15 protein-coding genes are annotated in these 11,192 nt (G+C 51.4%); 7 read left to right on the forward strand and 8 right to left on the reverse strand.

The features are described from left to right. Nucleotides 1–122: 122 nt before the first annotated feature. The 4 genes from ACXJJC_RS06170 to larE all read right to left on the reverse strand — a co-directional run bounded on the left by ACXJJC_RS06170 (nucleotide 123) and on the right by larE (nucleotide 2,578). On the reverse strand, nucleotides 123–668 hold the full coding sequence (locus ACXJJC_RS06170) for a stage II sporulation protein M (RefSeq protein WP_456370232.1): 546 nt from the start codon (nucleotides 666–668) through the stop codon (nucleotides 123–125). Beyond that, nucleotides 665–1,126: a hypothetical protein gene (locus ACXJJC_RS06175; RefSeq protein ID WP_048090241.1), complete on the reverse strand. Its 462-nt coding sequence runs from the start codon at nucleotides 1,124–1,126 to the stop codon at nucleotides 665–667. The genes ACXJJC_RS06170 and ACXJJC_RS06175 overlap by 4 nt, the downstream gene beginning before the upstream one ends. Next, on the reverse strand, nucleotides 1,120–1,398 hold the full coding sequence (locus ACXJJC_RS06180; protein WP_456370233.1) for a hypothetical protein: 279 nt from the start codon (nucleotides 1,396–1,398) through the stop codon (nucleotides 1,120–1,122). Before ACXJJC_RS06180 ends, ACXJJC_RS06175 begins: the two co-directional genes overlap by 7 nt. A gap of 370 nt (nucleotides 1,399–1,768) precedes the next feature. Next, a complete protein-coding gene (gene larE, locus ACXJJC_RS06185) occupies nucleotides 1,769–2,578 on the reverse strand; it encodes an ATP-dependent sacrificial sulfur transferase LarE (protein ID WP_456370236.1) in 810 nt (269 codons plus the stop codon). Between the two features lie 49 nt (nucleotides 2,579–2,627). On the opposite strand from larE, the gene purM reads away from it, so the two are divergent. From purM to ACXJJC_RS06210, 5 genes are all read left to right on the forward strand, one after another. Beyond that, a complete protein-coding gene (gene purM, locus ACXJJC_RS06190; RefSeq protein WP_456370237.1) occupies nucleotides 2,628–3,608 on the forward strand; it encodes a phosphoribosylformylglycinamidine cyclo-ligase in 981 nt (326 codons plus the stop codon). Further along, nucleotides 3,598–4,494, forward strand: coding sequence for a bile acid:sodium symporter (locus tag ACXJJC_RS06195; RefSeq protein ID WP_456370239.1), 897 nt, complete (start codon nucleotides 3,598–3,600; stop codon nucleotides 4,492–4,494). Before purM ends, ACXJJC_RS06195 begins: the two co-directional genes overlap by 11 nt. Before the next feature lie 20 nt (nucleotides 4,495–4,514). After that, the gene (locus ACXJJC_RS06200) at nucleotides 4,515–4,694 is read left to right on the forward strand and encodes a 4Fe-4S binding protein (RefSeq protein ID WP_456370241.1); all 180 of its coding nucleotides are present in this window, start codon (nucleotides 4,515–4,517) and stop codon (nucleotides 4,692–4,694) included. Next, nucleotides 4,691–5,863 carry an NAD(P)/FAD-dependent oxidoreductase gene (locus tag ACXJJC_RS06205; RefSeq protein ID WP_456370243.1) on the forward strand — a complete coding sequence of 391 codons (1,173 nt, stop codon included), beginning with the start codon at nucleotides 4,691–4,693 and terminating at the stop codon, nucleotides 5,861–5,863. Before ACXJJC_RS06200 ends, ACXJJC_RS06205 begins: the two co-directional genes overlap by 4 nt. Nucleotides 5,864–6,027: 164 nt before the next feature. Continuing rightward, nucleotides 6,028–6,924, forward strand: a complete 897-nt coding sequence (locus tag ACXJJC_RS06210; RefSeq protein ID WP_456370244.1) for a C-GCAxxG-C-C family protein — start codon at nucleotides 6,028–6,030, stop codon at nucleotides 6,922–6,924. On the opposite strand, the gene ACXJJC_RS06215 is transcribed toward ACXJJC_RS06210, so the two are convergent. Next, the gene (locus ACXJJC_RS06215) at nucleotides 6,921–7,481 is read right to left on the reverse strand and encodes a DUF447 domain-containing protein (protein WP_456370245.1); all 561 of its coding nucleotides are present in this window, start codon (nucleotides 7,479–7,481) and stop codon (nucleotides 6,921–6,923) included. The two genes, ACXJJC_RS06210 and ACXJJC_RS06215, sit on opposite strands and share 4 nt — an antisense overlap. Continuing rightward, complete coding sequence (locus ACXJJC_RS06220) at nucleotides 7,469–8,320, reverse strand: triphosphoribosyl-dephospho-CoA synthase (RefSeq protein ID WP_456370247.1); 852 nt, start codon at nucleotides 8,318–8,320, stop codon at nucleotides 7,469–7,471. The genes ACXJJC_RS06215 and ACXJJC_RS06220 overlap by 13 nt, the downstream gene beginning before the upstream one ends. A 39-nt stretch (nucleotides 8,321–8,359) precedes the next feature. On the opposite strand from ACXJJC_RS06220, the gene ACXJJC_RS06225 reads away from it, so the two are divergent. Then, nucleotides 8,360–9,232 carry a UbiA-like polyprenyltransferase gene (locus ACXJJC_RS06225; protein WP_456370248.1) on the forward strand — a complete coding sequence of 291 codons (873 nt, stop codon included), beginning with the start codon at nucleotides 8,360–8,362 and terminating at the stop codon, nucleotides 9,230–9,232. On the opposite strand, the gene ACXJJC_RS06230 is transcribed toward ACXJJC_RS06225, so the two are convergent. Further along, nucleotides 9,207–9,869 carry a DUF166 domain-containing protein gene (locus ACXJJC_RS06230; protein ID WP_456370250.1) on the reverse strand — a complete coding sequence of 221 codons (663 nt, stop codon included), beginning with the start codon at nucleotides 9,867–9,869 and terminating at the stop codon, nucleotides 9,207–9,209. The two genes, ACXJJC_RS06225 and ACXJJC_RS06230, sit on opposite strands and share 26 nt — an antisense overlap. Continuing rightward, nucleotides 9,862–10,611 carry an ATP-binding protein gene (locus ACXJJC_RS06235; RefSeq protein ID WP_456370251.1) on the reverse strand — a complete coding sequence of 250 codons (750 nt, stop codon included), beginning with the start codon at nucleotides 10,609–10,611 and terminating at the stop codon, nucleotides 9,862–9,864. The genes ACXJJC_RS06230 and ACXJJC_RS06235 overlap by 8 nt, the downstream gene beginning before the upstream one ends. 121 nt (nucleotides 10,612–10,732) lie before the next feature. On the opposite strand from ACXJJC_RS06235, the gene ACXJJC_RS06240 reads away from it, so the two are divergent. Further along, nucleotides 10,733–11,192 (forward strand): class I SAM-dependent methyltransferase family protein (locus ACXJJC_RS06240; RefSeq protein ID WP_503421141.1); only part of this gene is annotated, 460 nt, incomplete at its 3' end.

Genomic DNA, 11,192 nt, shown 5'->3' on the forward strand with positions numbered 1-11,192 from the left:
CATGAGCCTCAATTTAGATGAACTGGAGACTCCCTATAAAGCATTTTTGAGAAAGTTGACTCCTGAAAGAGTTTTTGGTTACTGCTGGAGGTGGTTTGATGGCAGGAAATAATTTTAGGAAACTACAATAGAAAGTACTCAGCTATTCTTGGTGTTATGTAGGCTTCTACAAATGCGGCTATTACGATCAGAATTATCGAGATTAAAGCAAGCGTTAGGTATTCCTTGATGTCTTCCTTCGTTAAAATTTGCTCCTTTCTGCCTGCTAAATAACGGATAATCTCGTATGGAATCTTAAAGCCTGCTGCTCCTGCTATGATGATGGCTGGAATTTTGAAGATGCCGTGGGGAAAAACATAAGCAAACGCTTGGAAACCGATTGTAGATAAGGAACTGGCAGTTTGATAGCCGAGAATAAATCCGTTTCTAAAGAGCGTTAATAAGGTTGGAACTGACAAAAATAGGGAGCCAAAAATACAGACTAACACAACTTTGACGTTGTTGGTAAGAATAAGTCCAAAAGATAAACTTTCATGTGTAAAATTGTCAAATTCAGGTATTATAATAATACGTGATTTTGGAAGATCAACTGTATTGTAATTTTTTAATCCCACGATAAAACCCATAAAAAACACGATTATTGGCAAAAAATAAAGCAATGATTTCATACAACATCAATCACTTCTCCAGTTTTCTTGTATATGTAGAGAGATGCACCACCATAATATCCCATGAATGTTGTAACTCCAAACAACAGTCCCCAACCTATCAACCACTTGTCAAGAGTGTACTCTATTCTGAGCAAAGTGGCATATATGAACGAAACAGATACTGCAATGAAATAACTGATGGTTACTCCAAACAAAAACCAAAATCGCATATTGGGCTGACCTTCCGCATGAGTCAGCCATTCACTGAATTTCGAAAATTTCTCCGTGAAGAAATATCCCACACCAAAACCAATAACGTAAGTCGTTAAATATGGTGACAAAATAAGCAGCTTATCTTTAAAAATATAAGCTATAAAATACGCTAAAAAAACAAATAAAAAAGAGATCGGAAACATTATCGCTGAAATCGTTCTCCATTCCTTAATTTTCTCTATTTTAACGTCGTGCGTCACCATAATGCTGCCCCTGCAGCAATTATCCCTGCTGCAGCCCATCCTGCAGGTCCGGCTGCTAAACCTGCGTAAATGAGAACCCCAAAAGTAGCCGCATCTGAAATCATGAAGCCGAGTGTAGGCACTGCTGATGCCGGATCCTTGCTTACCAATAAATACTGCCCGTACAAATCAAGGAAAGTGCCTCCAACTATCGTCAACCCAACCATCCCTAAAACCATTCCCACAGCCAGCCACTTCACAACTTCTTCATCCCACCTCCATACAGCATACATCTTATTATTCCCTTCAATTTTTGTCCTACTTATTCTTTACTGTTCTCATATACAAGTTTTTTCTTGTCTAAAAATTTTGAAATCTTCCAAAAGTATTGAATGTGTCTAAATTGTTTGGACTGAAATCTCGTAATATGGACTTTGGCAATTAAACACTCAAGGTAGATCGGGTTTGGAAAAACCTTTCATCTGTGCTTTAATTCCGACTGCGCTGTTCGGAGCGTATCAGTTGTGGAACATTTTAAAGCTGCTGTAACTCATTTATTCAGTTTATGGCATTACCAAACCTTCAATCAGGCAATACGCATATAAACCAGCTTTTCTGAGGCTGTTGTCCCCCAACCCTGTCACAGGTCAGCAGAATTGCAGGTTACGGTCTTGCAGAGCCCTCAGAAAGCTTCCCGGTCCTGTACCCCTCCAGATCCATCAGCACATTCCTGTAACCGAGCTTTCTCAGCTCCTCGACAATCCTGTCTGCAATCCCCTCACTGAAAATCCTGTTTCTCTCCTCCCTGCCCACCTCGATTACCGCGTTCTCGCCGAAATCCCTGACCCTCACCTGCTTAACTCCGGCAATTGCGATGACCAGATTCTCGGCTGCATCAATTCTTCTGAGCCTATCCTCGTCAATCTCCATTCCGAACGGGATTCTTGACGAGAGGCAGGCCATTGACGGTTTGTCCGCAAACTCATAACCCATACTTCTTGCTATCGCTCTTATCTCGTCCTTGTTGAAGCCGAACATCGCCCAGGGAGAATAGACGTTATCAAACTCAGCTATGGCCTTGTACCCCGGCCTGTGCCCCCTGAGCTCATCAGCATTGGTGCCCTCAAAGACCGCCTGTATCCCCTCCCTTCCGGCAAACTCGGTTATCCTCGAGAGGAGCATCCTCTTGCAGAAGTAACACCTGTTGGGAGGATTCTTCCTGAAGTTCTCATCCTCAAGCTCGTTCAGCTCGATGAAAACATGTCTCACCCCGATTTCTTCCGCGAACCTCCTCGCATCCTTCAGATCCCTGGAGGGTGCTGTGGGGCTTCTGGCAGTAACAGCAACAACTCTCTCACCGAGAACCTCCCTCGAGACCGCAAGGAGTGTTGCGCTGTCAACCCCACCGCTGAAGGCAACCGCAACACTTTCAAATTCTGCTATGAACGACTTCAGCCTTTCAAGCTTTTCCATCGCCACTACTTGTGCATAGATTTTTTAAGGTTTAGGTAGATGTCTCAGCATGAAATCTTACGCTGATGCCGGTGTGGACATAAGAAAGGAGGAAAAAGCCGTAAAAAGCCTGATCTCTGGTTTGAAATTCATCAGAAAGGGATCGGGGCAGCCCATCCTGACGAACCACTATGCAAGCGTGATTGACGCTGGCAGCATGGGCATTGCAATAACCACGGACGGAGTTGGAACGAAGATAAAGGTCGCCGAGATCATGAACAACTTCAGGACCATAGGCATTGACTGCGTGGCGATGAACGTCAACGACCTCTACGCAATAAACGCCGAGCCAGTTGCGATGGTGGATTACATAGCCACAAACAAACCGGACGAGAGAATAATGGGCGAGATCGGAGAGGGACTGAACAGGGGGTGTGAGATGGCAAACATCACGCTGGTTGGTGGTGAGACAGCGACGCTCGACATAGTCAACGGCTGGGATTTGTCCGGCACGGTGATAGGCTTCGTGGACAAGAAAAGGATAATCACCGGTGAAAAAATCAAGCCGGGAGATGTTATATTTGCAATCCCAAGTTCCGGAATTCACAGCAACGGATTGACTCTGGCAAGAAAGCTCGTGGAGGAGAATGGTCTCAGCTACTTCGACAAATTCGAGAACCGCACCATTGGCGAGGAGCTGCTGGTTCCAACGAGAATTTACTCTGAGGTGCTTGGTGTTGCAAGGGAACACGACATCCACGGAATGGCCCACATCACCGGCGGAGGATTGCTGAACCTGAAAAGGCTGAAAAAGGTCAAATTCGTGATCGATAGCCCCCTCAAACCCCAGAAAATCTTCACCTTCCTGCAGGAGCTTGGAAACATAGAGACGGATGAGATGTACAGGACGTTCAACATGGGAATGGGGTTCATGCTGATATGCGGTGAAAGCACAGCTGAAGAGCTGAGGAAGGAGCTTGAAGGAGACGTTGTTGGTCATGTTGAGGAGGGGGAGGGCATTTACCTCGATGAGGTGAGGGTTGACGTCTAAGCTCCTCCTGATCTTCGTCTCCGCATCAGTGGGATACGTTCTCGGCAGGGTCTTCGACACGACAGGCATTCAGAGTCCTCTCTCCGCGGTCATAACCCTCCTCGTTTTCACCACGATCCTCCCCTCAATGATGCTGCTCAAACTGAAAGCCACGAGGTTCTCGAAAAAGCCCCTCATTGCCTCGATGATCATCAACTTCATCTACTCCCCAGCTTACGCGCTGCTGGCGTTAAAGCTCGCTCAGAACGGCGAGATGGGTGTTGCTCTGGCATCCTCCCTCCTGATGCCGGTACCGAGCATGAATCCGGTTTACGTGCTCATCTCAGGCGGTGACCTCGAGCTCTCAGTTTCGCTCATGGCCGTTAACTTTCTCGCCGGAGTGGTGACCTTTCCCGCGCTGCTAAAAGCCATAACGGGACTGCACAGCATTTCCCTCGACATGCACGCGGTGGTGAGGTCTCTTTTCGTCGTTGTCATACTGCCCATAGCCTTCGGAAACCTGGCGGGCAGGTTCTACAACCCCAACAGAGAAAGGATATCCCGGCTTACCGAGGGGAGCCTTAACCTGCTCGTCTTCACGATTTTCCTCTCAAAGGCGAGGTTCGTTCACCCGGAGTACATCCTTGGTCAGATACCGCTCTCGCTTGGGTTCATACTCTCAGCCATTCTCCTTGCAGAGATACTCTCAAAGGCGTTTAACATGAGCCTGAAGGAACACCTGTCGTACGTGTTCATAACAGCTGGCAAGAACAACTCGAGCGTCATAGCAATTCTCACCCTCTCCCTCTCGCCTGTTTACGCGGTCTACGTAATGGTCCACCAGTTCACCCAGATAGTGACCCTCTTCGTTTATGCGAAGGTGAGGGGAGGAGAAAAGGTTATTTAAGGGAGCCCCGTCTTAATGCCATGAGAAGACTCGCTGTCAACAGGTACAAGTGTGGTTACTGCGGTGCATGCGTGGCCGTTTGCAAGTTCAACGCCAACGAGCTCGTCGAAACGTACCTCGAGATATATCACGATAAATGCACCCTCTGCATGGCGTGTGTGAAGACGTGCCCAATGAACGCTTTAGAGGTGGTCGAATGACCGATTATGACGTCGTAGTTGTTGGTGCCGGGCCTGCTGGCAGCATTGCAGCGAAAACTGCTGCGGAGAAGGGTCTCGAGGTCCTGCTAATCGAGAAAAGGCAGGAAATTGGAGTCCCGGTTAGGTGTGCCGAGGGTGTGAGCAGGGAAGGGCTTGAGAGCTTCGTTAAGCCGGACAGCAGGTGGATCGCAAGCGAAATCGAGAGCGCCGAAATCATCTCGCCATCCAGCCACAAGGTCGTGCTGTCCGCGGAAAGTGCCGGGAACGAGGTAGGCTACGTGCTGGAAAGGAAGATCTTCGACAGGTACCTCGCGAGACTTGCAAGCAAAGCCGGTGCCGAAGTCCTGACGAAGACCTCCGCAGTCTCGTTCAGGAGAGAGGACGGAATCGTGAGACTCGGGATCAGGAGCATGGGCGAGCTCGAGGAGGTGACAACGAAGATCGTGATTGGCGCTGACGGCGTTGAGAGCAGGGTTGCCAAGTGGGCAGGGATAGACACGACGCTCAAGCTCAACGAGATCGAGAGCTGCGTGCAGTACCTGATGACCAACATAGAGTTCGAAGATGATACGACCTACTTCTGGGTTGGAAAGAAGTACGCGCCCGGCGGGTACATCTGGCTTTTCCCCAAGGGAAAGGATGCAGCGAATGTTGGGATTGGTGTGATGCCGGGTCTCGCGGAAAACAGCGCGAAGTGGTACTTGGACAGGTTCGTCGAGGAGCACTTCCCCGAAGGAGAGATAGTGGAAGTTGTGGTTGGAGGGGTGCCGGTGAAGGGAGCGATGGACACTGCAGTTGCGGACAACGTCATGCTCGCAGGCGATGCCGCGAGACACACGGACCCAATAACAGGAGGTGGAATCATAAACGCGATGAAGGCGGGCTATCACGCGGGTATTACGGCCTATGAGGCCGTTGAAGTAAATGACTACTCGGCAAAGACGCTCAAAAGGTACGACGAGCGGTGGAAGTCCGACTTCGGAGAAAACCTGGTCAGAAACAAGAAGCTGCAGGAGAAGATGATCAGGCTCGACGACGCGACGCTCGACAAGCTCACGTCAAGCCTCGAAGGCATGCCCATAGAGGAGATGAGCGTGAGGAGGCTCGCGCTCGAGCTGTTCAAAAAACATCCAAAGCTCCTCTGGGACCTGAGAGAGTTCCTGAGATGACGGCCTGAATTTCCAGTACACTTTCCCGTTTCACACTCCCTTTTTGCATTGAGAGGTAGGGGATTCTGAATTTCTATATTTGGCGTAAATTACTACATGTGTAAAAGTCAACACAGAGAAATGTTTTTCAACTTCGTTTAACATATGATAATAGTGGTGATAATATGTACCGGAGGAGTTTTCTCGGGATTATGGGTGCGGCCTTCGCGTCAGCACTGATGGGGTGTGCACAGGAGGAAGAAATCGCAAGAACTCCGAGAACACCAACTCCCACTCCAGAAACCACGCCAACACCTGAGGTTAGAGAAGTTATCGCCGAACTTCCAGAGCCCCCATGGGAGTTTAAACAAATAGACCCGATGAAAGCAGAGAGACTCGGTTATGAGGGCTACTGTGGAAAGACATTCAGCGGTGAGAAGCTTCCTGGAGCTCACTGCTGTTTCGGCGCATTCTATGCAATAGCCAAGTCTCTGGCAGACGAAGTGGGGTCGCCCTACAAAGAGTTTCTCCCAGTTGCGAGCATAGCAACTGTTGGAAAAGGGGGCGTGGTTGGCTGGGCAACGGTGTGTGGTGCCCTAAATGGCGCTGCTTGGGCCACTTACCTGTGCTTACCGGAAGAAGAGGCAGATAAGGTAATAAACGAGCTCTTTGCATGGTACCAGTTCGAGGAGCTGCCCAAATACAGGCCACCGAAGGCCATGAAGGCCGAGCTCGACCCAATGCCCAAGTCCATCGCGAACTCACCGCTGTGCCACGCTTCGGTAACAAACTGGTGCAAGGTCTCAGGTTACAGGGCGTTCTCCAAAGAGAGGAGTGAAAGGTGTGCGAGGCTCACGGCAGATGTCGCAAGGAAAGCTGCAGAGCTCATCAACGCCATGCACGAGGGGACGTTTGTCTACGTGTACTTCGACAGGAACACGGAGCTCAACACCTGCGGTTCATGCCACTCGGACAAGGGAAGCACGATAGAGGACACGAGGGGCAAGATGTACTGCGCGAGCTGCCACTCGGAGAAGGGTGCGACCCACATCGAGAGTATCGAAGTTCATCCAAAGATTTAACCAAATTTTTTCAGCCCGGCGTAGTCGAGCAGCATCCTGTACGCTTCCTTTTCCCTTTTTCCCCCACACCTCTCGACTATCATTCCGCAGTACCTGATTCTCTCCGCCAGAGTTTCGCTCCCAGACAGTACGTATCTCGTGGCGTGAACTGCAGCCTCAACGACAGCATTGAATCCCCTATTCACGGCTCTGACCTCACCCCTGAGCACCTCTCCGTCCAGAAACTCGAGAAGAGCCCAGCTCCCTTCAAGGTGCGCCCTGAACTTCACCCAGCTGAGGCTCCCCCTCAACACGGGAGGATCGAGAGACTCGAACCACTCCTCCCCGAGGTCGTCGAAGGCCGATGCCACGAAGACCACGGGATCGTGGATCACGTTAACGAAGAGCACTCCCGTGCTTTCCAGAAACTTCCTCGTGTGGTTGCTGTACAGCCGCACCCTCACGTCGTCCCCAACGATTACCCCGAGTGGAGCGGTGTTTATCCAGTCCCCCAGAGTGATCCCGATTACCTCGTTTATTCCCTCCCTCAGCCCGAACTTCTCGATCAAAACCTCCACCCCTCAGACAGGGCGAGATATGCCGACGCAATCACGAGGTCGGCAACGCTTCCAGGATTTACACCAAGCGCCCTCACCCTCACGTCGAGTTCCCCGAACACGGCGAAATTTTCAGTCAACCTGTAGAGCTCCAGGCTCTCCTCGGCCATCTCTCGCACAGCCTCTGCCACCTCCCTGCCCTTCTTAGCAATTATCAGCGGATCTCTGAGGGTCGACAGGAAGGATATGTAGCACACGACGAGGGTTGCGTTTACGTCCTCAGTACGGTCGTACACCTCGAAGATGAGATCTTTTCCCCTTTCTGTCAGCGGAAAGCCATCCACGTACTCCCTGGCTATGAAGTTCTCAGATGGTGCGAGCTTCATCCACTCGAAGAGGTTCACCCCCATTTCCACGATTTTCTTCTCCACATCCGAATCCCTCAGATCCGCCGTATCTGCTTCCATCACCCTTGCTTTGGACAGCTCGAATGCTTTCCTAACGTAAAGGGAATCCTCGGAGGTCGTACCTTTGATTGCCCTTACTGCAGACCTCACATCACCCATCGAGTAAACGAGTGGCGAGAGAAGGAGAAACGCACCAAAGTGCACGTTTTCAGCGCTGTGAAACTCAGAGGTCTTTCTCACGAGCTCCAGCACCCCTTGACCTATGCCAATCTCGTGTCCGGCGATTCTCACGAAGACGGGAAATGCTGCTGAGGAGGAAGCCAGGAAGTGCTCGTACCTCAGATCGTGAAAATCGTGGTCCCTGTCCACGTTTCCGGCCTTCGGGTTGGCGGATACCTCGAGCAGCATGGAGAGCACTGCAGATACCGCGGCGTCTTCCGGGCTTGAAAACATGGTATCACCTTTTTAAACCCACTGCGGAATTTGCCTTCAATGATTAAAAAGCTTGGGCTGGTGATGGACTTCATCAAGATCGAGCACACACTCTTCGCCCTTCCGTTCGCATACCTTGGAGCGTTTCTCGCGCAGGGCGGGATGGTCCCACCCAGAACCTTCCTGCTGATCGCTACCGCATTCACAGGGCTAAGAACCGCCGCCATGTCGCTCAACAGGATAATAGACAGGGAGATAGATGCGATGAATCCGAGAACCGCGGGAAGACACATTCCCGCAGGTCTGATATCCCTCAGAGAAGCGTACGCAATCGTGATCGCGTCTCTCGCGGTGTACTTCGTTTCAGCCTACCTGATCAACGAAACGGCGTTCTACCTCTCCCCGATACCCGTGATAACTGCATACGTCTACCCCTACCTCAAGAGGTACACCGTTCTGTCACACTACGTCCTCGGCCTGAACCTCGCTTTCGCACCGATGGGCGGATGGATTGCGGTAACCAACAGGTTCGACCCCCTCGGACAGGACCTGCTCCCGTTACTTATCGGTGTCGCGGTGATGTTCTGGGTGGCCGGGTTCGACATGATATACGCACTTCAGGACTACGAGTTCGACAGAAAGCACGGACTGCACAGCTTTCCAGCGAGGTACGGTATCGGTGCGAGCAGGACAATGGCGTTCGTAAACCACACTGTTTTTTTCGCGATCCTGAGCTACGCGATGCTCGTAATGTATCAGGCCGGATTGCCTGCCCGGATTGGGCTCGCCGCGATTTTCCTCCTCATCGTAGCAGAACACCTGGTCGTGAGATACGGGAAAAACGAAAAGTCCATACAGATTGCGTTTTTTTACATGAACGCCGCTCTCAGTTCAGCACTCCTGATATTCACTTTTCTTGACGTTTTTCTATAGCCCTCTCAACCTGCCTCTTGTGGATGTGCGCAGCTCGATGAATCTTTCCGTCTATTCCTCTGGAGGCAAAACAGGGGTATATCTGGGTGAAGTAGCCGGCCTTGGATGGTGCGTCGTCAACACTCAAACCCCTGATCTTCTCTGCCACGAAGTAGCTTGAGCCGCATATGGCCGACCTCCTGACCTTGACGTCCTTTATCACGCCATCCTCAACGACTATCTCGAACTCAGGCATGCCGAACTCTCTGAAGAAGTCGCCTGTCTCCTCATCTTCTATCAGGGGTGTGGCGCAGCACACGTCCTCCCACACAACCCTCACGCCGTGCTTTTCCCCGAGCTCCCTGAGCTGGGCCCTCGAGCCGCTTTTGGCTCCACCGGGAAGCACAACGTACTTGACGTTCGTACCCTCTGCCCTCCGGATTATCTCGTAGTTGACATCCGGATGCAGCGCGTAGCTGAGAATCAGGTCCGCGGTGAAAAGGTAGTCTGGAAGCTCTATTTCCTCGGGATCGTCAATGATCTCCGGAAGCTCGTCCGGAAGTCTGAAGGTAACCACGTCAAACTTCCTCGCAATCTGCTCGGCTGCCCTCCTCCCGTACTTTTTTCTAAGAACGATGGCAACCTTCACGTCACTCACCCACGAGCCTGACTATGTTCATCTTGATCTCCTGGAATGGCTTCAGATCGACGACCTTGTAGGGCGGGATGTTTTCCAGGTCTGCCCTGACGAAGTCCTGGCTGTAGGGAATTATACCGAGAAGCGGTTTGTCTATTCCTTCCACGAGCTCCCTCGCCTTCTCGCTTTCTATGTACTTGTTGACAACCACCGCAACCCTTTCAATACCTATGTCCGTGGCGAGCTTCTCGATCCTCGCGAGGGTCTCGAAGCTCCTCATTCCGGGTTCTACGACGGCTATGAGCAAATCCACGCCCTTTGCGGTACCCCTGCCGAGATGCTCTATACCGGCCTCCATGTCGAGTATCAGCACGTCCCTCTCCCTGAATATGGCGTGCCTGAGAATCGCCCTGAGGAACGCGTTTTCGGGGCAGAAGCACCCGTCTCCTCCCTTCTCGATCGTTCCGAGAACCGCCACGCGCACACCGTCCTCGTTCCTCACCGAGTACATCTCGAAGATGTCGTCAACCTTGGGATTCACCCTGTAGGTCCCCATCGGTCCCCTCACACGCTCATCAATTACGTCCTTAAGCTCGGATAGGGGTTTCACACCGCTGACACCGAGGGCGGTTGGCAGGTTCATTGCGGAGTCTGCATCAATTGCCGTAACGTTGTAACCGTCCTTCGCGAATAGGTGAGCGAGTACCGCGGTGAGAGTCGTTTTCCCGACTCCGCCCTTTCCAGATACGGCGAGCTTGACCATAATCAATCACCTTCCGGCAGGGATTTAAACGTTAGCGTTTTTTGAGCATCAGCACCACATCGAAACCGGGCCTCTGAACTGCCGGAAAACTATTATTACCTCCCGGCCTACGGGCTTCCGGATGAGCCTCAGGGATCTGCTTAAGGACAGGGTAAGGCCAGAGGAGCTGGCGAAGATCAGGAGGAGCTTTGAGATAATTGGCGATGTCGTGATAGTGGACATTCCCGACGACGTGTACCACCTTAAGGAAGAGATTGTGAGGGCAATTCTCACGAAGCACAAGCACGTCAAGACAATTCTAAGGAAAACCGGAGAGGTGAGCGGGGAATACAGGGTGGCGAGATACGAGGTCATCTACGGCAGCGAGACCGAGACCATCGCAAGGGAGCACGGGTGCAGGTTCAGGGTCGATCCGACGAAGGCGTACTACACCGTAAAGCTGTCAGGAGAGAGGGAGAGAATAGCGAAACTCGTAAAGGAAGGGGAGAGAGTTCTCGTGATGTTCGCAGGCGTCGGGCCGTACGCGATCGTAATTGCGAGGCTCTCGAGGCCGAAAGAGGTTGTAGGTGTTGAGATAAACC

It is taken from the genome of Geoglobus sp., assembly GCF_054018175.1.

Coding starts and splice junctions, on each gene's coding strand:
- ACXJJC_RS06170 (WP_456370232.1), bottom strand. CDS start 668: ATGAAATCATTGCTTTATTTTTTGCCAATAATCGTGTTTTTTATGGGT.
- ACXJJC_RS06175 (WP_048090241.1), bottom strand. CDS start 1,126: ATGGTGACGCACGACGTTAAAATAGAGAAAATTAAGGAATGGAGAACG.
- ACXJJC_RS06180 (WP_456370233.1), bottom strand. CDS start 1,398: ATGTATGCTGTATGGAGGTGGGATGAAGAAGTTGTGAAGTGGCTGGCT.
- larE (WP_456370236.1), bottom strand. CDS start 2,578: ATGGAAAAGCTTGAAAGGCTGAAGTCGTTCATAGCAGAATTTGAAAGT.
- purM (WP_456370237.1), top strand. CDS start 2,628: ATGAAATCTTACGCTGATGCCGGTGTGGACATAAGAAAGGAGGAAAAA.
- ACXJJC_RS06200 (WP_456370241.1), top strand. CDS start 4,515: ATGAGAAGACTCGCTGTCAACAGGTACAAGTGTGGTTACTGCGGTGCA.
- ACXJJC_RS06205 (WP_456370243.1), top strand. CDS start 4,691: ATGACCGATTATGACGTCGTAGTTGTTGGTGCCGGGCCTGCTGGCAGC.
- ACXJJC_RS06210 (WP_456370244.1), top strand. CDS start 6,028: ATGTACCGGAGGAGTTTTCTCGGGATTATGGGTGCGGCCTTCGCGTCA.
- ACXJJC_RS06220 (WP_456370247.1), bottom strand. CDS start 8,320: ATGTTTTCAAGCCCGGAAGACGCCGCGGTATCTGCAGTGCTCTCCATG.
- ACXJJC_RS06225 (WP_456370248.1), top strand. CDS start 8,360: ATGATTAAAAAGCTTGGGCTGGTGATGGACTTCATCAAGATCGAGCAC.
- ACXJJC_RS06235 (WP_456370251.1), bottom strand. CDS start 10,611: ATGGTCAAGCTCGCCGTATCTGGAAAGGGCGGAGTCGGGAAAACGACT.